Source organism: Pseudomonas pseudonitroreducens (assembly GCF_021603645.1).
Lineage (GTDB): Bacteria > Pseudomonadota > Gammaproteobacteria > Pseudomonadales > Pseudomonadaceae > Pseudomonas > Pseudomonas pseudonitroreducens.
Window position 1 is genome coordinate 408,754 of the sequence record NZ_BQHJ01000001.1, and the last position, 22,115, is coordinate 430,868.

A 22,115-nucleotide genomic window follows, 5' to 3' on the forward strand; every position below is an offset into this window, starting at 1 on the left:
AACCATGTCCTTCCAGCTCATCGAATACGCCGAAGCCAGCCCCGAAGTCCGTGCCGTCTACGACGACATCATGGCGACCCGCAAGATCGACTGGGTGAACAACTTCTGGAAAGCCCTGGCCAATCATCCGCAGACCCTCAAGCGCACCTGGGAAAGCCTCAAGCAAGTGATGGGACCGGGACAGTTGGACCCGCTGGTGAAGGAGCTGATCTATGTCGCCGTCAGTGTCACCAACAACTGCAACTACTGCATCGGCTCCCACGGCGCAGCGGCGCGCAAGGCCGGGATGGACGACGCCATGCTCGGCGAGCTGATGGCGGTGGTCGCCATGGCCAACGAGACCAACCGCCTCGCCATCGGTTACCAGGTGCCGCTGGACGATGTGTTCAAGGGAGCGGTGATGGAGAACAGCGGCGGTTGAGACTGTTCGCGAGCAAGCTCGCTCCTACAAAGAGCGACCTCCCCTGTAGGAGCGAGCTTGCTCGCGAATCTGGGCCGGCGATGGATTGTCAGGGCGCTGGCGCCGACAACTGCTGCATCGCCTTCACCGGCGTGCCATCGCTCCAGCGCCCCATGGACAGCTGCGCCGGCCCGCCGCCCAGTGCGTAATCGCGGTCCTGGCCGTAGAAGGCCGCATCGCACAGCGCATCGAACAGCTTCCACGGCCCGAACCAGTCCAGCGCATCGGTCGCCAGGGCGTTGTGGGCCGAGGGTTGCCCTTGTTTCAGTCGCTGCTTCACTCGCTCCTGCACGCGGTTGAGCAGCCAGCTGGAAGAGTCGCTCGGCGGGTAGCGCGGGTCGAAGCGCGGTGCGGTCGGTGCCGCGTGGTTGGCCAGCAGCGGCGGGCTACCGTGACGGTCGCTGCGCAGCATGAGCAGGTCCTTGTCGCGCGGCGCCACCTGGGTGCTTTCCGCATAGATGCGCCGCGCGTCATCGCAGGCGACGCGCTCATCCTCGTCGCCGCAGATCGCCAGCAGCAGCGTGCCGGCAGGAATGTTCGCCAGCGGCTCCAGCGGTACCTGGCGCCAGCGCGGCCCGCTGCTCTTGCCCGGCTCCACGGCCATCAGCGCGCGTGGCCGGGGAGCGCCGAGGCGTTGCCAGGAGGCCGCCAGCCCACTGGCAATCAGGCCGCCCGCCGAGTGGCCGACGTAGGCGACGTGCTCCAGTTCCGGCTTCACCCCCAGCTTCCCTGCCTGCAGATCGGCAATGGCGCGGCGCACGGAATCGGCGGCGTTGGGCAGGAACTCTGCCGCCGGCGTCTTCAGTGTCGCCTGGTAGCGCGGATAGATGAGGATGGCGCCGCGCCGGACGATGTGCTCGATCCAGGCGCGATAGAGGTCGGGCTGCATGACGCTCCAGCCGTGGGTGAAGACCACGACGGGGGCGCTGGAAGGGGCAGGGCGCTGCGGCGTGAACACCCAGTATTCGTTGCCCTCGGCACTGAAGTGCCACTGGCGCACGTCGGCGTGGGCGTAGTTGGAGCCACCGGGGCCTTGCAGCGGCTGCGTCGGCGGCAGGGCCTCGGCTGCGTGCAGCGGGCCGGCCAGGAGAGGGTTGCAGATCAGCAGCAGGCCGGCGGCCAGCGCTGGAATCAGCCGGGGGGCGGGCATGGAGGCACCTCTGGCGGGGATGCCTCCAGCATAGCCGTCAGCGTGGATAGAGCGGTGGCAGGCTGCTGGCTTCCGCTGCCGGCGGCGCGTCCGGATCGGCGCCGGGCAGGGTGCGGATGGCGCGCCAGAGGTCCTCGCCCTGCCAGTTGCGGCCGCCTTCGCTGTCGCTGTAGAGCGCGCCGTTGAGGCCATCCAGGGCATCGGACAGGGGCACGAAGCGAGCCGCCATGTCAGCCAGGGTTTCCGGTTGCTGGCGCGCCCAGGCGTCCAGCGCCTGGCGGGTGGCGTGCGAGTCGTTGGCCTGGCAGGCGCGGCGCAGCTCGTCGAGTAACGTGCGCGTGCTCGGGCCGGCCTGCGCAACGCGGATCACCGCTGGCTGGCTACGGGCCCGCCACCAGAGGGCGAAACCGAGCAGGGTGGTCAGGCTGAGCAAGGCACAGGCGAGTTGCCAGGGCCATAGCAGCGCATCGCTGACGATTGTCTCGCTGGGCGCGGCGGGGGCTTCGGTGTGTTCCTCCAGCTGTGCGTTCGCCGCGACCTGCAATGTGCGCGCAGGCAGGCTGGTGCGTTCGACGCGGCGCTCCTGGGTGTTCCACCAGACGATTTCCACTGGCGGCAGTTCCACCGGGCCAGCCTTGTCGGCGATCAGCGCTTCGCGCTCCTCGCGGCTGCCGATCATGCCCTGGTCGCTGCTTTCGTTGGCCAGTTGCGGCTGGTCCGGGTAATGCCGCAGGCCCTCGGGAAGGGGGATCGGCAGCGGTGGTAGCTGGGCGCTGGAGAGACCTTCCACGCGCAGCATGATGTTGCGGGTCAGCGCTTCACCGGCCTTGGCTTCCTCGGGCTGCGGGCTCCAGGTTTCGCTCAGGCTCAGCGAGCGGGCGGGCAGCCAGGGTGCGTCCTTCGGGTAATCGGCGGGCTTGGGGTCGATCTGCAGTGGAATGCTCGGCGAGGTGACCAGCACCTGCTTGCCCGGCTGCGGGCCGAACGGATTGTAGTCATCGTCATTGCGGCGCTGCGCGACCTGGGTGGCCTTGAAGGTCTGGCCGGGAATTTCCAGGGTCCCGCTCTTCTGCGGGAAGATCGCGTAGCGCACTTCGATCACGCCGTGGCGAACACCGTTGATGTCCTTTTCATAGGTGCGCGGCTCGCCCAGTTGCTCGACCCGGGCATCGTTCATGCGCAACGGGCTGAGGCTGCTGTCGTCGTACAGCGATACCGAATGGTAGATGCGCAGGGTGAGGATCACCTGCGCCTGCACCCAGCTTTCCTCGCGGTCGACGCTGGCGTCGATGAACACCGGGGCGAGCTTCTGGCCCTCGGCGCTGTCTTCGGCCTTGAGTACTTCGAGGCCGATCGGCTCGCTGGCGTTGCCGCCCAGGTGGATCGGCGGGATTTCCACCTTGCCTTCAGTGCGCGGCTGCAGGGTGATGATCCAGCGCGTGGTGGCCTGGGCCTTGCCGTTGAGGGTGGTGAGGCGGTTGACCTGGCGGGTGCCGAGCACCACGAAGGCCTCATCGAGCGGCTTCAAGTCGGGCTTGCCGAACAGCGTGGGGTCGTCCGACTCCAGTGTCAGTTCGACGCTCTCGCCCGCGGTCAGGCGCGCGCGGTCGACGCTGGCGGTGAAGCTGGCCTCGGCGCGGAAGGCGGCGAGGCAGAGCAGGGTCAGGCAGATCAGCCTTTTCATGGGTTGGGTTCCTGGCGCTGCTGCTGTTGCTGGTACCAGAACTTGCGGCGCAACAGCTCGGACGGATCGTCGGGTATCTGCCGCAGCCACTGTTCCAGGGCCTGACGGCGCTCGTCCCCCAGTGGACCGGCATCTTCCGGGTTGGTTTCCTGTTCTTCGCGGGCGTTCTCGCCGGGTTTGTCGCTCTGGCTGGCAGAGGGGCGGTCGGCTTCCTGCGATGGGTTCTTCGCAGCCGGCGCTGGCTGCGAGTCGCGTTCGCTGGAGTGTTCTTCCTCCTGCTGCTGGTCCTGCGGCTTGGCGGCCTGGGGATCGCTGCTCTGGGCGGGGTCCTGGTTCTGCTGGGGGGGCTGGTCGGTGCCGTCGCCGGCGGGGTTTTCCTTGCGCTGGCGCAGCAGGTCTTCAAGCAGCGCCTTGTTGCGCTTGGCAGCCTCCAGCTCGGGGTTGCGTTCCAGTGCCTGATCGTAGGCGTCGATGGCAGCCTCCAGCTCGTTCTGTTTCGCCAGGGCATTGCCACGGTTGTAGTGGTCGGCAGCCTCGTCGCCCTGGGCAAAGGCCTGGGCGGCGTCGACATAATCGCCGGCGCGGTACAGCGCCAGGCCTTTCCAGCGGAGGTCGTCGAAGCGCTCGGCGGCCTCGGCGGGACGCCCGGCGTCGAGCAGGCGCTGGCCCTGCTGGTCCGGGCGCAGCCAGAGATCGTTGAGCTCGAAGGCGTTGGCATCCTGCGGCGGCGCCCACAGCAGGGGCAGCAACAGCGGCAGGCTGAACAACCAGCCGCGGCGGCCGGCACAGGCGGCGAGCAGGAGCAGCGGCAGCAGTAGCCAGTAGCCCTGGTCGGCCCAGCGTTGCAGACGCAGCAGCGCGTCTTCTTCGCTCACCTGCAGGCCCTGGGTGCTGTCCAGCAGACCGAGGGAGCGCAGGTCGCTGCTGCTGGCGCGCAGGCGCTGGAAGCGTCCACCCATGTCGGTGGCGAAGACGCGCAGCGAGTTCTCGTCCAGGCGTGGCACCAGGATGTTACCCTGGTCGTCCTTGAGGAAGGTGCCGTCCTCCTGGGCGATGGGCGCGCCGCCGGGCGTGCCCACGGCGAGCAGCAGCAGGTCCTTGCCCTTGCCCTTGAGCGCCTGGCGAATGCCCTGGCGCTCACGGGCGTCCAGCGCACTGGTGATCAGCAGGATCCGGCCGTTGCCCTCGGCACCGTTGTCCAGCAGGCGCCGCGCCTGGGCCACGGCGAGGTCGGCGCGCTGCCCCGGCTCGGGCATGATCGATGGCTTGAGGGCGTCGAGCAGGTTGCGCGCGGTGCCCAGGTCATTGGACAGCGGCACCAGCGTGTGGGCGCTGCCGGCGTAGACGACGATGGCGGTCTGCGCGTCGCTGCGGCTCTGCAGCAGGTCGAGCAACTTGTGCCGCGCCTGTTCCAGGCGGGTCGGCTTGAGGTCGGTGGCGAGCATCTGCGGGGTGAGTTCCAGCACCACCACCAGTGGGTCGCTGCGCTCCATGGTCGGTTGTTCCACCTGCTGCCAGCTTGGGCCGAGCAGGGCGAGCAGCGCCAGCAGCCAGGCGATGCCCAGGTAGATCCACGGGCGGCGCTCGTGCCGGCCGCCGCCACCCGCCAGCAGCCAGGGATGGAAGGCCTGCGGCAGCAGCAATTGCCAGCGCCCGGCGCGGCGTTCGCGGTGCCAGAGCTTCCACAGCAGCCAGCCCAGCGGCGGCAGCAGGATCAACCAGAGCGGGTGCAGCAGGTGCGGCCAGATGCCGTTCATGGCCGGCGCTCCTTCTGCAGACGCGCGACCCAGGCCGGCCAGCGCCAGTCTTCCGGCGGCCACAGCGTGCCCACGACTAGCGCCGCACTGATCAGCAGGGCCAGCAGCAGCGGCCAGCGGTACAGCGCGATGGCCGGACGTGCCTGGGTCGGCTTCTGTTCCACCGGCTCGAGCTGGTCGAGGCTGTCGGAGATGCGTTGCAGCTCTTCACCGTTGCGTGCGCGGAAGTACTCGCCGCCAGTGCTTTCGGCGATGGCCTTGAGCGCCGGCTCGTCCAGGTCCAGCCCCGGATTGAGGCCGAACAGCCCGGCGACGCCACCCTGCTTGGGATCCGCGCCGATGCCGATGGTGTAGACCTTCACCTGTTCTTCGGCGGCGAGCCTGGCGGAGGTCTGTGGGGAAATCTCGCCGGCGGTATTGGCGCCGTCGGTGATCAGCACCAGCACGCGGCTCTCGGCCGGGCGCTGGCGCAGGCGCTTGACCGCCAGGCCGATGGCATCGCCCAGGGCGGTGTCCTTGCCGGCGATGCCGATCAGCGCTTCGTCCAGCCAGACACGCACGGTGTGACGATCGAAGGTGAGCGGCGCCTGCAGGTAGGCGCGGGTACCGAAGAGGATCAGCCCGACGCGATCACCCCGGCGGCCTTCGATGAAGTCGCCGAACAGCTTCTTCACCAGGTCCAGACGGCTGACTTCGGCACCGTCCCAGGTCATGTCGGCGTAATCCATGGAGCCGGAAACATCTACCGCCACCAGCAGGTCACGGCCGGTGGCCGGAATCGGCAGCGGCTCGCCGACCCATTGCGGGCGCGCAGCGGCCAGCAGCAGGCACAGCCAGAGCAGGGCGAAGGGCGCCTGCTGGCGCCAGGCCGGCAAGCGCGCACGGGCGCGACGGCCGGCAAGGCCCTCGAGTTCCTGGAGGAAGCTGACCTTGAGCGCCGCCTCGCCGTTGTCGGCCGGCGGCAGGATGAAGCGCATCACCCAGGGCAGCGGGGCGAGCAGGAAAATCCACGGCCAGGCGAACTCAAACATGCTTGCGCACCCAGGTTTCCACGGAGGCGGCGAGGCCGTCGATGGCCTTGTCGTCCAGCTTGCACTCGGCGCGGTAGCCGCCTTCCACCAGGATCATCCAGCGGGTCAGGCCGGCGGCCGGACAGCGGGTATCGAGGAAGGCCAGCCAGGCACGGCCGCTCAGGGTGTGGCTGTGGCTGTCCGGCCAGCGCGCCCGCGACAGGCGTTTGAGCAGGCCGTTCAGTGATTGCAGCCAGGGGCCGGCCGGCGCGCGGTCGTAAGGGCGCGGCAGGCGCTTGAGTTCCTCCAGTGCAGCTTCGCGCAGCGGGTCCAGCGGCACATCGGTGACGACCTTGGCCCTGCGCCTGGGCAGCCAGCGCCGGCGATTGCGCCACAGCGCCCAGAGCAGCAGCGGCAGCAGCGCGGCGAGCAACCACCAGCCTGGCGCCGGCGGCCACCAGGGCACCGCAGCCGGCTCGATGAGTGGTTGCAACTGATCGAGCGGATTCATTTGGCGTATCCCGGCTGGTGCTGTTCCAGCAGGTTGCGCAGTTGTTCCACCAGTTCTTCCTGGGTGGTCAAGGGCAGCAGCGGTACGCCCAGGCGCAGGGCGAGGCGCTGCCAGCGTTCGCGGCGGGCCTCGCCGAGGGCGCGGTAAGCCAGGCGCTGTTCGTCGATGTGGGTATCCAGTTCCAGCTGTGCCTGGCCTTCGGCGAATCTCAGCAGCCCGGCGGCGGGCAGGGCGTGGTCGAGCGGGTCGGAGACCGGCAGCATCACCAGGTCGGTGTGCCGCGCCAGCAGTGACAGCTGCTGCTCGGCCACTTCGCTGAGCGCACGCTCGTCGCAGATCACCATGATCAGGCTGCCGGGGCGCAGCACCTCGCGAGCGCGGCGCAGGGCCATGCCGAAACCGTCGCCGCTGTGGCTGAGGTTGGAGCCGGCGAGCAGGGTGTTGTTGGCCCGCACGATCAGGTTGAACAACTGCAGCAGGCTCTGCTTGCTGCGCCTGGGCTTGATCTCGTGGCATTCGCTGTCGGTGAACACCAGCCCGCCGATGCGGTCGTTGTGCGCCAGCGCCGCCCAGCCGATGAAAGCGGCGGCTCGCGCGGCAAGCACGGACTTGAAGCACAGGCCGGAACCGAAGAACAGCCGGGCACTCTGCTCGACCAGGACGAATACCGGTCGCTCGCGCTCCTCATGGAACAGCTTGGTGTGCGGCTCCTGGCTGCGCGCGGTGACGCGCCAGTCGATGGTGCGCACGTCGTCGCCGGCCTGGTACACACGCACCTGGTCGAAGTCCACGCCGCGGCCGCGCAGGCGCGAATGGTGCAGGCCGATCAACGGGCTGCGCCGCGAGGGCGTGGAGAACAGCTGGACTTCGCGCAGGCGGTGGCGAATCTCGATCAGCTCGCCAAGGGAAACCGCGACGCCGGGCGCCAGGACATTGTGCATGTCAGGCGACGGCAACCACGTCGAGGATGCGCTGGACCACGCGGTCCTGGTCGATCCCGGCGGCTTCCGCCTCGAAGGTGAGGATCAGGCGATGGCGCAGCACGTCGAAGAGCATCGCCTGGATGTCCTCGGGGCTGACGAAGTCGCGCCCGGCCAGCCAGGCGTGGGCACGCGCGCAGCGGTCCAGGGCGATGGAGCCGCGCGGGCTGGCGCCATAGGACAGCCACTCGGCCAGCTCGGCGTCGTACTTGGCCGGGGTGCGCGTGGCCATGATCAGCTGCACCAGGTATTCCTCCACGGCATCGGCCATGTACAGGCCGAGGATTTCGTGGCGGGCGGCGAAGATGGCTTCCTGGGTGACCCGGCGCTCCGGCTTGGTCTCGCCGTGCAGCGCTTCGCCACGGGCCTGCTGGAGGATGCGGCGTTCCACGGAGGCTTCCGGGTAGCCGATCTTCACATGCATTAGGAAGCGGTCGAGCTGGGCCTCGGGCAGCGGGTAGGTGCCTTCCTGCTCGATGGGGTTCTGCGTCGCCATCACCAGGAACAGCGGCGGCAGGTCATAAGTGCTGCGGCCCACGCTGACCTGGCGCTCGGCCATGGCTTCGAGCAGGGCGGACTGTACCTTGGCCGGCGCCCGGTTGATTTCGTCGGCCAGTACCAGGTGATGGAAGATCGGCCCCTGCTGGAACACGAAGCTGCCGTTCTCCGGGCGATAGATCTCGGTGCCGGTGATGTCGGCCGGAAGCAGGTCGGGGGTGAACTGGATGCGGTGGAACTCGGCTTCCAGGCCCTCGGCGAGGTCCTTGATCGCCTTGGTCTTGGCCAGGCCTGGCGCGCCTTCGACCAGCAGGTGGCCGTCGGCGATCAGGGCGATGAGCAGCCGCTCGATGAGCTTTTCCTGGCCGAGGATCTGGCTGGAGAGATACTGGCGCAGTGCAAGGAGCGACTCACGATGTTCCATCGCGTGGATTTCCTGGACGAAGGGTGGGGCTGTCGGGCCGCCTACTTTACTGCATCGGCCGTCACTCTTGCAGCGCTGCGCTGCGAGCCTTGTGCGGCGCTAGCGGTTCCTGCGACGCCCGGTCGCCGGGCAACGGGGTCAGCAGGCGCAGGGAGCTGTCGCGGTTGAGCTGGTGGCGCATGTCGCGCGCGCCACCATGGACCACCGCGAAGCGGTAGACCCAGGCCACCAGGCGCGGCATACCGGCCTCCAGCAGCATGCGGTGGAACAGTTCGTCCGCCTCGGCCTTGGTCACCGGGGCGACGTTGAGGAACTGGTACAGCGCGTCATGCACCAGGCTGGCATGGTGCGCCACCGGCCAGAACATCACGCGCTCCTTCTGCTGGCCATGGCGCAGGCACTGCACGCTTTCCAGGTGCTCCCACCAGTCCGGCGTGCCGAGGGTCGCGATCCAGTAGAAGGGCACCTTCGGCGAGCAGCCGTCCCAGGCGTAGGTGCGGGTGCAGCCGAAGTCGTAGCTCACGGTGCCGGCGCTCAGGTCGACATGCGCGGGGCCGGGGTTGATGACGATGCGCCCGTCGTGCACCACCAGCCACTCGCTATAGAAGTAGCGCTCCTTGAACAGCGGGTCCTCGCGGACCAGTGGGAAGTCGATGTAGTTGATCCACGGGCCGTTGCGGTCGCGGCTGCAGAAGCCCCACTCGTCCACCGAGCGTTCCCGCGCAGCCTGCACCCGACGCAGACGTTCGCCCCGGCCGACGATGCGCGGCAGGAGGACGCCGAGATAGACCGGAACCGCGCCGACCAGCAACGGCCGCACGGCCTCATCGAGGAACAGCCAGGCCAGCACGAGCAGTGCCGCGCCTAGCAGGGTGACCAGCAGGTTGTCGAGGTGGCGCAGCAGCGGGCGGCGCAGGGGAGGGTGGCGTTGCATGGCGTCCATTCCAGGCGAGGGGTTGCCATGATAGCGCTTTGATATTTCTGCGGGCAGTTACGGAACGATCGTGCCGCAAATTCTGTCGTTTCCCCTGAGCGTGGCGGCTGCATGCCGTTGAACGAATATGTCGCAGCCCCGTAAGCCAGCGGCGGCCCAGTCCCGATAAGCTCGGAGGGATCGGTGACCGCCCGGTCGGGGCTGTCAATCGAGGGTCACACTGCCCGGCTATACCTGTGGCCCGACACAAGACGATATGCGTTCTACGCTCAATCCAATAATTCGAGCCCAGCGGAGTACCAACATGGCGTTCTTCACCGCAGCCAGCAAAGCCGACTTCCAGCAACAACTGAAAGCGGCCCTGGCGCAGCACGTCGACGACAAGGGTCTGCCACAAGTGGCCCTGTTCGCCGAGCAGTTCTTCGGCTTCATCTCACTCGACGAATTGACCCAGCGCAGGTTGTCCGACCTGGTCGGTTGCACCTTGTCTTCCTGGCGCCTGCTGGAACGCTTCGACCCCGCCCAGCCCGAAGTGGCGGTGTACAACCCCGACTATGAAAAGCACGGCTGGCAGTCGACCCACACCGCCGTGCAGGTGCTGCACCCGGACCAGCCGTTCCTGGTCGACTCGGTGCGCATGGAGCTGAATCGCCGCGGCTACAGCATCCACACCTTGCAGACCAACGTGCTCAGCGTGCGGCGCAATGCCAAGGGCGAGTTGCTGGAGATCCTGCCCAAGAACAGCACCGGCAAGGACGTGCACCAGGAATCGCTGATGTACCTGGAGATCGATCGTGTGTCCCAGGCCGGTGAACTGCGCACCCTGGAAAAGGCCCTGCTGGAAGTGCTCGGCGAAGTGCGCCTGGCGGTCGCCGACTTCCCCGCCATGCGCAGCAAGGCTGAGGAGCTGCTGGCCTGGCTGGGCAAGTCCAAGGCCAAGGCCCGCGCGGAAGAGACCGCCGAAGTGCGCGCCTTCCTCGAATGGTTGTTGGCTAACCACTTCACCTTCCTCGGCTATGAGGAATTCACCGTGCACGACGAGGCCGACGGCGGCCACCTGGTGTACGACGACAAGGCCTTCCTCGGGCTGACCAAACTGCTGCGCGCCGGCCTGAACAAGGACGACCTGCACATCGAGGACTACGCGGTGGCCTACCTGCGCGAGCCGGTGCTGCTGTCCTTCGCCAAGGCCTCCCAGCCCAGCCGCGTGCACCGCCCGGCCTACCCGGACTACGTATCGATCCGCGAGATCGACGCCAAGGGCAAGGTGGTCCGCGAGTTCCGCTTCCTCGGCCTGTACACCTCGGCGGTGTATGCCGAGAGCGTGTTCGACATCCCGTTCATTCGCGGCAAGGTCGCCGCTGTGCTGAAGAACTCCGGCTTCGACAGCAAGGCACACCTGGGCAAGGAGCTCGCGCAGATTCTCGAGGTCCTGCCGCGTGACGACCTGTTCCAGACCCCGGTGGATGAGCTCTACGCCACCGCCATGTCCATCGTGCAGATCCAGGAGCGCAACAAGATCCGCCTGTTCCTGCGCAAGGACCCGTACGGCCGCTTCGCCTACTGCCTGGCCTACGTGCCGCGCGACATCTATTCCACCGAAACGCGGATGAAGATCCAGCAGGTGCTGATGGAGCGCCTGAAGGCCAGCGACTGCGAGTTCTGGACCTTCTTCTCCGAATCCACCCTGGCCCGCGTGCAGTTCATCCTGCGCGTCGACCCGAAAGTGCGCATCGACGTCGATGCCGCCCAGCTGGAGCAGGAAGCCATCCAGGCCTGCCGCTCCTGGCAGGACGACTACGCCGCGCTGGTGCTGGAGAACTTCGGCGAAGGGCAGGGCAACAACCTGCTGGAAGACTTCCCCAAGGGCTTCCCGGCTGGCTACCGCGAGCGCTTCGCCCCGCACTTCGCCGTGGTGGACCTGCAGCACCTGTCCAGCCTGGGCGACAGCCGCCCGCTGGTGATGAGCTTCTATCAGCCGCTGGCCCAGGGTGAGCAGCAGTTGCACTGCAAGCTCTACCACGCCGACACGCCGCTGGCGCTGTCGGACGTCCTGCCGATCCTGGAGAACCTCGGCCTGCGCGTGCTCGGCGAGTTCCCCTACCGCCTGCGCCACACCAATGGCCGCGAGTACTGGATCCACGACTTCGCCTTCACCTACGCCGAGGGCCTGGACGTCAACATCCAGGAACTCAACGAAACCCTGCAGGACGCCTTCGTCCACATCGTCAACGGCGATGCCGAGAACGATGCCTTCAACCGTCTGGTGCTGACCGCCGGCCTGCCCTGGCGCGACGTGGCGCTGCTGCGTGCCTACGCGCGCTACCTCAAGCAGATCCGCCTGGGCTTCGACCTGGGTTACATCGCCAGCGCGCTGAACGCCCACGTGGACATCGCCCGCGAACTGGTGCGGTTGTTCAAGACCCGTTTCTACCTGGCCCGCAAGCTCACCGCCGAGGACCTGGAAGACAAGCAGCAGAAGCTGGAACAGGCGATTCTCGCGGCGCTGGACAACGTCCAGGTACTCAACGAGGACCGCATCCTGCGGCGCTACCTGGACCTGATCAAGGCCACCCTGCGCACCAACTTCTACCAGCCGGACGCGAGCGGGCAGAACAAGAGCTACTTCAGCTTCAAGTTCAATCCCAAGGCCATCCCGGAAATCCCGCGGCCCACGCCGAAATTCGAAATCTTCGTCTACTGCCCGCGCGTGGAAGGCGTGCACCTGCGCTTCGGCGACGTGGCCCGTGGTGGCTTGCGCTGGTCCGACCGCGAGGAAGACTACCGCACCGAAGTGCTGGGCCTGGTGAAGGCGCAGCAGGTGAAGAACGCGGTAATCGTGCCGACTGGTGCCAAGGGCGGCTTCATCCCGCGCCGGCTGCCGCTGGGTGGCACGCGTGATGAAATCCAGGCCGAGGCCATCGCCTGCTACCGCATCTTCATCTCCGGGCTGCTGGACATCACCGACAACATCAAGGAAGGCCAGATCGTGCCGCCGGCCAACGTGGTGCGCCACGATCCGGACGATCCCTACCTGGTGGTGGCGGCGGACAAGGGCACCGCGACCTTCTCCGACATCGCCAACGGCATCTCCGCCGACTACAACTTCTGGCTCGGCGACGCCTTCGCCTCCGGTGGTTCCGCCGGCTACGACCACAAGGGCATGGGCATCACTGCCCGTGGCGGCTGGGTGTCGGTACAGCGTCACTTCCGCGAGCGCGGTATTGACGTGCAGAAGGACAACGTGACCGTCATCGGCATCGGTGACATGGCTGGCGACGTGTTCGGCAACGGCCTGCTGATGTCGGACAAGCTGCAGATGGTCGCGGCGTTCAACCACCTGCACATCTTCCTCGACCCCAACCCGGATGCGGCGGCGAGCTTCGCCGAGCGCCAGCGCCTGTTCAACCTGCCGCGCTCCAGCTGGGCCGACTATGACGCCTCGCTGATCTCCGCCGGCGGCGGCATCTTCCTGCGCAGCGCCAAGAGCATCACCCTGACCCCGGAAGTGCGCGCGCGCTTCGACATCGACGCCGAACGCCTGACTCCCACCGAGCTGATCCACGCGCTGCTCAAGGCGCCGGTGGACCTGCTGTGGAATGGCGGCATCGGCACCTACGTCAAGTCCAGCGACGAAACCCACGCCGACGTCGGCGACAAGGCCAACGACGGCCTGCGCGTCGACGGTCGCGAACTGCGGGTGAAGGTGGTGGGCGAGGGCGGCAACCTCGGCATGACGCAGTTGGCGCGGGTCGAGTTCGGCCTCAATGGCGGCGCGTGCAACACCGACTTCATCGACAACGCCGGTGGTGTGGATTGCTCCGACCACGAGGTGAACATCAAGATCCTGCTCAACGAGGTGGTGACCGCCGGGGACATGACCAGCAAGCAGCGCAACAAGCTGCTGGCGGAAATGACCGACCAGGTGTCCGACCTGGTGCTGGGCAACAACTACAAGCAGACCCAGGCACTGTCCCTGGCGGAGCGCCGCGCCCGCGAGCGCATCGCCGAATACAAGCGCCTGATGAGTGACCTGGAAGGCCGTGGCAAGCTGGATCGCGCGCTGGAGTTCCTGCCCAGCGACGAAGGGATTGCCGAACGCATCGCCGCCGGCCAGGGGCTCACACGCGCCGAGCTGGCCGTGCTGATTTCCTACAGCAAGATCGATCTGAAGGAACAACTGCTGGGCTCGCTGGTACCGGACGATGACTACCTGACCCGCGACATGGAAACGGCCTTCCCGCAGACCCTGGTCGATACCTTCGGTCCGGCCATGCGACGGCACCGCCTGAAGCGCGAGATCGTCAGCACGCAGATCGCCAACGACCTGATCAACCACATGGGCATTACCTTCGTGCAGCGCCTGAAGGAGTCCACCGGCATGACGCCGGCGAACGTGGCGGGTGCCTACGTGATCGTGCGTGATGTGTTCCACCTGCCGCACTGGTTCCGCCAGATCGAGGCGCTGGACTACCAGGTGCCGGCGGAAGTGCAACTGACGCTGATGGACGAGCTGATGCGCCTTGGCCGCCGCGCGACGCGCTGGTTCCTGCGCAGCCGCCGTAACGAGCAGGACGCCGCGCGTGACGTGGCGCATTTCGGTCCGCGCATCGCCGCCCTTGGCCTGAAGCTCAACGAACTGCTCGAAGGGCCGACCCGCGAACTGTGGCAGGCGCGCTACCAGGCCTACGTCGACGCTGGCGTACCGGAACTGCTGGCGCGCATGGTGGCCGGCACCAGCCACCTCTATACCCTGCTGCCGATCGTCGAAGCGGCGGACGTCACCGGCCGTGACCCGGCCGACGTGGCACGTGCCTACTTTGCCCTGGGCAGCGAGCTGGAGTTGACCTGGTACCTGCAGCAGATCAGCTCCCTGCCGGTGGAGAACAATTGGCAGGCACTGGCTCGCGAGGCCTTCCGCGACGACCTGGACTGGCAGCAGCGGGCGATCACCGTCTCCGTGCTGCAGATGCAGGATGGCCCGGCGGAGATCGACGCGCGCGTAGCGCTCTGGCTGGAGCAGCACGCCCCGATGGTGGCTCGCTGGCGCGCCATGCTCACCGACCTGCGCGCCTCCACCAGCACCGACTACGCCATGTACGCCGTGGCCAATCGCGAGCTGCTTGACCTGGCGCAGAGCAACCAGCAGGGCGTTTGCCCCGTGTGATGCTCACGCCTGATTGACCTTTTGATGCTCCAGCCCCGCCAAGTGCGGGGCTTTTTTTCGGCGGTGATCCAGTGGTCGGGGGCTTTTTTTGCTTGGATTTGCGGGCCTGCTAGTGCGGCGGCGGGGCATGTTCGCGAGCAAGCTCGCTCCTACGAAGAGCGCTCCGATGTTTGGCTGGGCTGTAGGAGCGAGCTTGCTCGCGAACGTTTCATAGGGATTCGGCTACCAAAGGCTTCCAGAAAATCCGCGGAGTGTGTCGAAGCACCCTGTTCAGAAGCCTGAGTAACCGAAAGGACTTTTCGCGGAGCAGAAAGCGGACGGAGTGGCGAGGCCATCGCCTAGGTTGCGAGGCCACCCGCAAGGAAGAAGGACGGGCTCTGCACCTGCGCCAAGGCAGCGCAGGCACTCCCGATCAGAAGAGCAGGAGGCAGGGCCGGCCTGCAAGAGCGTCTCGCGGAGGTAATCAGAAACGGCGCCGAGCTGAAATCAGCTCCCGCTCCGCCCATCCTCGCGCGGCTCGGTGAGCGCCCGGCGGTACTTGGCGTACAACTCGTCGGACATGTTGCTGGCGCCCAGCATCTTCAGCGCGAAGGACTTCACTTGCTCATCGCTGTAGGGCTCATGCTGCGGCGCCGGCTGGCTGGCACAGCCCACCAGCCACAGGGGCAGGGTCAGGGAGAGGAGGGCAAGGGCACGGTTCATGGTTCTCACACGCAGGCTGGTTCGGGATGGTTGTCAGGCTATCAACCGCTCGAGGCGAGCAGAAATCATCCCGTTCAATAGTGGTTATCGCTTCTGGCGACTTCCGACCGATCGGTCTGTCAGAAGGTTCCCCAACTACGGCGTTTTTCCGCTAATCCAGATATCCTTCCTGGCTGTTCACTTCTCTTCAGGACTCCCCCCAATGAAAGCGCAACTCGTCGAACTCCTTACGTTGATCAGCTCCGGCTGCCTGGGGGAGGACGAGATCCAGCAGATCGCCGGCGAGGCCTCGCAGGCCTATGCCGATCCGGCAGCCTTCCTCGCCGCCAATGCGGATATCAACTACGACGACGACTTCCCCATCCCGCTGGGCGAATGGGTAGTGGTGGGCAGCCTGCCGGAAATCGTGCTGTTCATGGGCGACAGCTACGAGGAGCTGTTCGGCGAGATTCGTGCTTCCTTCGACCCGAGCGTGAGCTTCGTGCTGCAGGCCAAGCAACTGCGCAAGGCAGAGCCCTTGGCTGCGCTGAACCGCATCCAGACCCAGCTCGGCGCGCTGTACCCGGAGAAGGGTGGCTATGTGCTGGTGGACTTCAGTGAGCCGCTGGATACCGAATTGCAGTGCGTGCTGGTCTATCGCAACGACCTCGAGCGTGTCCTGGCACTCTGCGTGGATATCGGCATTCCCGCCGTGCCGGCATTGCAGGCCGCCCAGCAAGCGGATCAGGACTGATCCGGCTGGGCCATCAGCAGCAGGGCGCCCAGGTCCACCAGGAGCTGGCCGCCAATGCGCAGGCTGGGGACGTCACCCCGCTCGATCCAGCGCTGCACAATGGCCTGACGGTCACTCAGGCCGATCAGCTGTGCAAAGCGCTGCGGCGTCACGTAATAGCCGCCCGTGACCAGGTCCGGGTCGAATCCACTTTCCTCATTCATGTCGTCTCCCGCACCATCCAGCATCTCTGATCCATGGTTTCTGCTTCGGCATGGACAGCGAATTTATCCTAGTTATTGGGGTGTTTTTCCGGGCTTTGGCAGTCTCGGAGATGGATGACGCATGATGAAGAAACGTTTCCTGTTCACTGCAGGAGAAAGACTACGCGCACTGCGTTCGTTGACAGGCTTGTCGCGCCGCGCCTTCGCTGAAGTGGTTGGTATGAAGGCCAAGGACGTGGAGAACATCGAGTACGGCAATCAGCGTATGCGTGACCTCGATTTCCAGAAGGTTTGCAGCGTATACCCGGATTTCAGCCGCTGGATCACCTATGAAGGGCCACTGGACCCGGCTGAGGTGAGCTGGAAGGTCGAGGATTCGGCCCAGCGCGCGGCGGTCTACCTGGTCAGGAGCAACCCGCAGTTGCTGGCGACGCTCGGCCTGACACTGGAAGAGTGGCAGGCCCGGCACCACGCGGTGCTGGATAGCCTGGACGAGGAAGAGCGGCAACTCCGCGAGGATATCCCCGAGGAGTAGTACGCCTCAGTCCGCCTTGCCGACGTGGCGCAGATAGCCGACGACGTCCGCTGCGCCGGCTTCCCGAAGGCCGCGGCCGAAGGCATCCGACTGTGGATGGTCCCTGGGCAGCAGCAGGCTCTCCGGGGTTTCCGAGTTGAACAGGGCGAAGCGCGCGTAGGGCATGCCGGTTTCCAGCAGCAGCGCCATGAAGGCGGCATCGCTCCAGGCCTTGGCCGGCATGGCCAGCATGTGGAAGTCGCGCTCGAGTTCATCCAGCGCGGCAGCTTGCAGCTCGAAGCGCTGGATGCTCGCCGGCAGGATGATCTCCAGCCCGCGGCGGCGAGCATAGACCACCGCATTGGCCAGTTCGCAGGGGTGGTTGTCGTCGTCCCAGAACAACCGCGTGCCATGCCAGCCGGCGCTGCGCAACTGCAATTGCGCCTTGCGCTCGAACCCGGGCAGGGCCACGCCCAGCACCTTGGTGAAGTCGTTGTAGCTGATGATCCTCACCTTGCGGCACTGCTCGCAATTGGAGAGTTCCTCCAGCCCTGCCAGCGGGCTGTCGAGCAGGCCGCGGCAGCACAGGCCATCGATACTGCGCACGTCGACGGCGGGATGCTCCTCGCGGTGGCTGGCTACCAGCCGCTTGAGCACGGCGTGAATACGGGCCTTGTCTTCCTGCACGGGGCCAGACAGCGCACCACGAGGCAGATCGATCAGTCGATGGAGTGGCGGCCCGGACTGCCAGCCGAGGCCGGCGGGCCAGTCGGGCAGGGGCTCGAAGGGTAGCGAGAGGCTCCGGCTTCGCTCGGCGACGTTCTTCCCGTCGGCGCTGCCGATGCCCAGGCGCTGGGCAAGGGCGGCCAACCGGCTGGTCACGCTGCGGGGGCGAGGTGGTTGACTCATGGACGACGCAAGACTCCCGATGGCCGGCTGGTCAGTGCAGGAAGCGCCGGGCCCGATGCGCGGCGAATTGCCCTAAGCATAGAAAACCCTGGCGCCATTGGGCGCATGCGTTGTGGCAAAATTCTTTCCTTCACTTGCTGGAGGCCTCCATGGCTTGCGTTGTGCTGGATATTTCCCTGCCGGTGGATCGGCTGCAGGCCCTCTATCGCGGGCATGCCAACCGGGTCGAAGTGGTCAGTCGCGATGGTCGGCGAGTCAATCTGCCGGCGCATCATCTGCGTCCATTCGTCACTCACTGTGGAGTTCACGGCAGTTTCGAGCTGGAATTCGATGATTCCGGGCGGCTGCTGGCGCTGCGTCGCCTCGCCTGAGCGAGGGCGGGCTGGCTATAATAGCGCCCCATTTTGCCGACCGATGCCCGACCATGTACAGCCTGGCCCGCGAGCTCCTGTTCAAGCTCTCCCCGGAAACCTCCCATGAATTGTCCATCGACCTGATTGGTGCCGGTGGTCGTCTGGGCCTCAACGGCTTGCTGACGCAGGCTCCGAAGAGCCTGCCGGTGACGGTGATGGGCCTTGAGTTCGCCAACCCCGTGGGGCTGGCCGCCGGCCTGGACAAGAACGGCGACGCCATCGACGGTTTTGCCCAGCTTGGCTTCGGCTTCGTCGAAATCGGTACCGTCACCCCGCGTCCGCAGCCGGGCAATCCCAAGCCGCGCATCTTCCGCCTGCCGCAGGCCACCGCGATCATCAACCGCATGGGCTTCAACAACCACGGTGTCGATCACCTGATCGAGCGGGTCAAGGCGGCGAAGTACAAGGGCGTGCTGGGGATCAACATCGGCAAGAACTTCGATACCCCGGTCGAGCGCGCGGTGGATGACTACCTGATCTGCCTGGACAAGGTCTACGCCCACGCCAGCTATGTCACCGTCAACGTCAGCTCGCCGAATACCCCCGGCCTGCGCAGCCTGCAGTTCGGCGATTCGCTCAAGCAGTTGCTCGAAGCACTGCGCCAGCGCCAGGAAGACCTGGCGGTGCAGCATGGCCGCCGAGTGCCGCTGGCGATCAAGATTGCCCCGGACATGAGCGACGAGGAAACCGCGATGGTCGCGGCTGCGCTGATCGAATCGGGCATGGATGCAGTAATCGCCACCAACACCACCCTGGGCCGCGAAGGCGTCGAGCACCTGCCATTCGGCAACGAGGCTGGCGGCCTGTCCGGCGCTCCGGTGCGCGAGAAGAGTACGCATATCGTCAAGGTGCTGGCTGCTGAGCTGGGCGGTCGCCTGCCGATCATCGCCGCCGGCGGCATCACCGAGGGCGCGCACGCAGCGGAGAAGATCGCCGCAGGTGCGAGCCTGGTACAGATCTATTCCGGGTTCATCTACAAGGGCCCGGCGCTGATCCGCGAAGCAGTGGACGCCATTGCGGCGGCCAAGCGGGCATAAGTACAGGTAGCAGAAATAAGTAGGGCTCCTTTCGGAGCCCTTGGGCTTGCGCCCTTTTCCGCCCGGATGGGGCGGCTTGGGGAAGTCGTGGGTGACCCTGGATTCAGCCTGTTGCGTGCTGCAATTGGTTCACTCGTTGAATACCGGCGGCGCCGGTCAAACCATCCCAGTTGTCGCCGCGGCCCTCACGCCAGCCGTTGAGCCAGGATTGCCGGGTAGTGGGATGGGTAAACGGACAGAGGTCGCGAGATTTTCCAGTAATGCCGTGCTGATAACCGCGCAAAAAGGCTCTTTCCAACGGATCACGCTTAAGTCTTCTCATAGGGTGTTGCCCTCACTTGTTGACTGTTATGTCCCGTTGGCCCCCCAGGGAGGCCGGGCGGAAAATTCCGCCAATGGGGCGCATTGCCGGCGTGACGCGCCCCGCCCGACACCGTTGCGGTGAAGGATTACCCCGAGTTCTATCGAAAGGTTCCGGGGCTGTGAATGACCAATTTGTCATAAGGACGTAACTCTTATGGGTTCAAGCCATAAGGTTTGTCCGGGTTGCAAAATGCCAGTACGGCTTAACCCGCCAGGGGCGGGAGCTTGGCGAGGATCAAGGGGAAAGTGTATCTAGATGCGACTTTCTCTCGTTCCGACGAGTGGGATGACCTTCTGCGACGCGAGGCCGCAGGCCGGGACGCGGGTCCATCCCTGAAAATGAATACACGGGTCACCTTTGAGTTCACGCGAATGACAACGCGAATGAACAAAAGGTGGCCGACAAGGCCGTAAGCGGCTTTGCTGAAAGGGCTGCGGCCCGGGAATTATTTGCATGGCGGATTTGCACGATCTCTTCCTTACCTGCCCGAAAGGGCTCGATGGCCTGTTGCTGGAGGAAGCCCAGGCACTCGGGCTGACCGATGCGCGCGCCCAGGTTTCGGCCATTCGCGGCAAGGGCGACCTGGAGACGGCCTACCGCCTGTGCCTCTGGTCGCGCCTGGCCAACCGTGTGCTGCTGGTGCTGTCGCGCTTCCCGGTGAGCAACGCCGAAGATCTTTACCTGGGCGTCAATGCCGTGTCCTGGGGCGACCACCTGGATGCCGGCGGTAGCCTGGCGGTGGAATTCAGCGGCAAGGGTTCGGGCATCGACAACACCCACTTCGGCGCGCTGAAGGTGAAGGACGCCATCGTCGACAACCTGCGCGCCGAGTTCGGCAAGCGGCCGACCGTGGACAAGGTCAACCCGGATATCCGCGTGCACCTGCACCTGGACCGTGGTCAGGCCGTGCTGTCGCTGGACCTCTCCGGCCACAGCCTGCACCAGCGTGGCTACCGTTTGCAGCAGGGCGCTGCGCCGCTGAAGGAGAACCTGGCGGCTGCCGTGCTGATCCGTGCCGGTTGGCCGAAGATCGCCGCTGAAGGCGGCGCGCTGTCCGACCCCATGTGTGGCGTCGGTACCTTCCTTATCGAGGCCGGCCTGATCGCCGCCGACGTTGCACCTAACCTCAAGCGCGAGCGCTGGGGCTTCAGCAACTGGCTGGGTCACGTGCCGGCAATCTGGAAGAAGCTTATCGAGGAAGCCCAGCAGCGCGCTGAAACAGGCCTGGCGAAGACGCCACTGTGGATTCGCGGTTATGAAGCCGACCCGCGCCTGATCCAGCCTGCGCGCAACAACATCGAGCGCTCCGGCCTGGCCGAGTGGGTGAAGATCTACCAGGGCGAGTTGGCCACTTTCGAGCCGCGTCCGGACAAGGGCCAGAAGGGCCTGATCATCTGCAACCCGCCCTACGGCGAGCGTCTGGGTGACGAAGCCAGCCTGCTGTATCTCTACCAGCACCTGGGCGAGCGCCTGCGCCAGAGCTGCCTGGGCTGGAGCGCCGGCGTGTTCACTGGCGCGCCGGAGCTGGGTAAGCGCATGGGCATCCGCAGCCACAAGCAGTACGCCTTCTTCAACGGCGCACTGCCCTGCAAGCTGATCATGCTGGACATCGATCCACGCCAGTTTGTCACCGGTGACCGCGGTGACCGCAGTGAGTCGTCGCCGACCCAGGGTGCCGCCGTGATCGAGCAGGCGCGCCTGAGCGAAGGCGGGCAGATGTTCGCCAACCGGCTGCAGAAGAACGTCAAGGCGCTCGGCAAGTGGGCGCGCAAGGAAAAGATCGAGTGCTACCGGGTGTATGACGCCGACATGCCCGAGTACGCCCTGGCCGTGGACCTTTATCGTGACTGGGCGCACGTGCAGGAATATGCCGCGCCCAAGTCCATCGACCCGGAGAAGGCCCAGACCCGCCTGCTCGATGCACTCGCCGCGTTACCGCAGGCGCTGGGCATTCCCACCGAGCGCATCGTGATCAAGCGGCGCGAGCGCCAGACCGGCAAGAAGCAGTACGAACGGCAGAACGCCGAAGGCCGTTTCATGGAAGTCGAAGAGGGCGGCGTGAAGCTGCTGGTCAACCTCACCGACTACCTCGACACCGGCCTGTTCCTCGACCACCGCCCGATGCGCCTGCGCATTCAGCGCGAGGCTGCCGGCAAGCGCTTCCTCAACCTGTTCTGCTACACCGCCACGGCAACCGTGCATGCGGCCAAGGGCGATGCGCGTAGCACCACCAGCGTCGACTTGTCCAAGACCTACCTGGACTGGGCGCGGCGCAACCTGTCGCTCAACGGCTTCTCCGACAAGCAACGCCTGGTGCAGAGCGACGTGATGGAGTGGCTGCGCGAGGACCGCGGCGAATATGACCTGGTGTTCATCGACCCGCCGACCTTCTCCAACTCCAAGCGCATGGAAGGCGTGTTCGACGTTCAGCGCGATCATGTCGAGCTGATCGACCTGGCCATGGCGCGCCTGGCCAGGGGTGGGGTGCTGTACTTCTCCAACAACTTCCGCAAGTTCGAGCTGGATGAAGGGCTGGCGACGCGTTACCAGGTCGAGGAAATCAGCGCCCAGACGCTGGACCAGGACTTCGCCCGCAACAGCAAGATCCACCGCGCCTGGCGCATCACCGTGCGCTGAACCCGGGCGGCGCACGGCAAGGGCCGTG

General features: G+C 66.1%; 19 protein-coding genes. 7 read left to right on the forward strand and 12 right to left on the reverse strand.

Annotation, left to right across the window (positions count from 1 at the left end; all coding sequences use genetic code 11):
• Positions 1 to 4 precede the first annotated feature (4 nt).
• Complete coding sequence (locus L6D89_RS01885; RefSeq protein ID WP_236198573.1) at positions 5 to 421, forward strand: carboxymuconolactone decarboxylase family protein; 417 nt, start codon at positions 5 to 7, stop codon at positions 419 to 421.
• Between the two features lie 88 nt (positions 422 to 509).
• On the opposite strand, the gene L6D89_RS01890 is transcribed toward L6D89_RS01885, so the two are convergent.
• The 8 genes from L6D89_RS01890 to L6D89_RS01925 form a co-directional block, all read right to left on the reverse strand.
• A complete protein-coding gene (locus tag L6D89_RS01890; RefSeq protein ID WP_236198574.1) occupies positions 510 to 1,610 on the reverse strand; it encodes an alpha/beta hydrolase fold domain-containing protein in 1,101 nt (366 codons plus the stop codon).
• Positions 1,611 to 1,647: 37 nt separating this feature from the next.
• On the reverse strand, positions 1,648 to 3,294 hold the full coding sequence (locus L6D89_RS01895) for a BatD family protein (protein WP_236170951.1): 1,647 nt from the start codon (positions 3,292 to 3,294) through the stop codon (positions 1,648 to 1,650).
• Complete coding sequence (locus L6D89_RS01900) at positions 3,291 to 5,051, reverse strand: VWA domain-containing protein (protein ID WP_236198575.1); 1,761 nt, start codon at positions 5,049 to 5,051, stop codon at positions 3,291 to 3,293. The genes L6D89_RS01895 and L6D89_RS01900 overlap by 4 nt, the downstream gene beginning before the upstream one ends.
• On the reverse strand, positions 5,048 to 6,082 hold the full coding sequence (locus L6D89_RS01905; protein ID WP_236198576.1) for a vWA domain-containing protein: 1,035 nt from the start codon (positions 6,080 to 6,082) through the stop codon (positions 5,048 to 5,050). Before L6D89_RS01905 ends, L6D89_RS01900 begins: the two co-directional genes overlap by 4 nt.
• Positions 6,075 to 6,572: a DUF4381 domain-containing protein gene (locus tag L6D89_RS01910; RefSeq protein WP_236170948.1), complete on the reverse strand. Its 498-nt coding sequence runs from the start codon at positions 6,570 to 6,572 to the stop codon at positions 6,075 to 6,077. The genes L6D89_RS01905 and L6D89_RS01910 overlap by 8 nt, the downstream gene beginning before the upstream one ends.
• Positions 6,569 to 7,513, reverse strand: a complete 945-nt coding sequence (locus L6D89_RS01915; protein ID WP_236170947.1) for a DUF58 domain-containing protein — start codon at positions 7,511 to 7,513, stop codon at positions 6,569 to 6,571. Before L6D89_RS01915 ends, L6D89_RS01910 begins: the two co-directional genes overlap by 4 nt.
• A gap of 1 nt (position 7,514) precedes the next feature.
• Entirely contained in the window at positions 7,515 to 8,474 is a 960-nt protein-coding gene (locus tag L6D89_RS01920) for an AAA family ATPase (protein WP_045211803.1), read from the reverse strand.
• Between the two features lie 61 nt (positions 8,475 to 8,535).
• On the reverse strand, positions 8,536 to 9,408 hold the full coding sequence (locus tag L6D89_RS01925; protein WP_236198577.1) for a DUF1353 domain-containing protein: 873 nt from the start codon (positions 9,406 to 9,408) through the stop codon (positions 8,536 to 8,538).
• 304 nt (positions 9,409 to 9,712) lie between these two features.
• Between L6D89_RS01925 and L6D89_RS01930 the strand changes: the two genes are divergently transcribed.
• Positions 9,713 to 14,575 carry an NAD-glutamate dehydrogenase gene (locus tag L6D89_RS01930; protein WP_236198578.1) on the forward strand — a complete coding sequence of 1,621 codons (4,863 nt, stop codon included), beginning with the start codon at positions 9,713 to 9,715 and terminating at the stop codon, positions 14,573 to 14,575.
• Between the two features lie 486 nt (positions 14,576 to 15,061).
• Here L6D89_RS01930 and L6D89_RS01935 read toward each other — a convergent pair whose 3' ends face one another.
• Complete coding sequence (locus tag L6D89_RS01935) at positions 15,062 to 15,277, reverse strand: hypothetical protein (protein WP_138525895.1); 216 nt, start codon at positions 15,275 to 15,277, stop codon at positions 15,062 to 15,064.
• 202 nt (positions 15,278 to 15,479) lie between these two features.
• Here L6D89_RS01935 and L6D89_RS01940 point away from each other — a divergent pair, with 202 nt between their 5' ends.
• On the forward strand, positions 15,480 to 16,010 hold the full coding sequence (locus L6D89_RS01940; RefSeq protein ID WP_236170944.1) for a hypothetical protein: 531 nt from the start codon (positions 15,480 to 15,482) through the stop codon (positions 16,008 to 16,010).
• On the opposite strand, the gene L6D89_RS01945 is transcribed toward L6D89_RS01940, so the two are convergent.
• Positions 16,001 to 16,213 carry a helix-turn-helix domain-containing protein gene (locus tag L6D89_RS01945; protein ID WP_236170943.1) on the reverse strand — a complete coding sequence of 71 codons (213 nt, stop codon included), beginning with the start codon at positions 16,211 to 16,213 and terminating at the stop codon, positions 16,001 to 16,003. The genes L6D89_RS01940 and L6D89_RS01945 overlap by 10 nt on opposite strands.
• A 124-nt stretch (positions 16,214 to 16,337) precedes the next feature.
• On the opposite strand from L6D89_RS01945, the gene L6D89_RS01950 reads away from it, so the two are divergent.
• On the forward strand, positions 16,338 to 16,748 hold the full coding sequence (locus L6D89_RS01950) for a helix-turn-helix transcriptional regulator (protein ID WP_236170942.1): 411 nt from the start codon (positions 16,338 to 16,340) through the stop codon (positions 16,746 to 16,748).
• Between the two features lie 6 nt (positions 16,749 to 16,754).
• On the opposite strand, the gene L6D89_RS01955 is transcribed toward L6D89_RS01950, so the two are convergent.
• Entirely contained in the window at positions 16,755 to 17,636 is an 882-nt protein-coding gene (locus L6D89_RS01955) for a DUF6685 family protein (RefSeq protein WP_236170941.1), read from the reverse strand.
• A gap of 149 nt (positions 17,637 to 17,785) precedes the next feature.
• On the opposite strand from L6D89_RS01955, the gene L6D89_RS01960 reads away from it, so the two are divergent.
• Positions 17,786 to 18,007, forward strand: a complete 222-nt coding sequence (locus L6D89_RS01960) for a DUF2835 domain-containing protein (RefSeq protein WP_236198579.1) — start codon at positions 17,786 to 17,788, stop codon at positions 18,005 to 18,007.
• 53 nt (positions 18,008 to 18,060) lie between these two features.
• Positions 18,061 to 19,086: a quinone-dependent dihydroorotate dehydrogenase gene (locus L6D89_RS01965; protein WP_236170939.1), complete on the forward strand. Its 1,026-nt coding sequence runs from the start codon at positions 18,061 to 18,063 to the stop codon at positions 19,084 to 19,086.
• Between the two features lie 103 nt (positions 19,087 to 19,189).
• On the opposite strand, the gene rmf is transcribed toward L6D89_RS01965, so the two are convergent.
• Positions 19,190 to 19,408, reverse strand: a complete 219-nt coding sequence (gene rmf, locus L6D89_RS01970) for a ribosome modulation factor (RefSeq protein ID WP_081519407.1) — start codon at positions 19,406 to 19,408, stop codon at positions 19,190 to 19,192.
• 495 nt (positions 19,409 to 19,903) lie between these two features.
• On the opposite strand from rmf, the gene rlmKL reads away from it, so the two are divergent.
• Positions 19,904 to 22,087: a bifunctional 23S rRNA (guanine(2069)-N(7))-methyltransferase RlmK/23S rRNA (guanine(2445)-N(2))-methyltransferase RlmL gene (rlmKL, locus tag L6D89_RS01975; protein ID WP_236170938.1), complete on the forward strand. Its 2,184-nt coding sequence runs from the start codon at positions 19,904 to 19,906 to the stop codon at positions 22,085 to 22,087.
• The last annotated feature ends 28 nt before the right edge of the window (positions 22,088 to 22,115 follow it).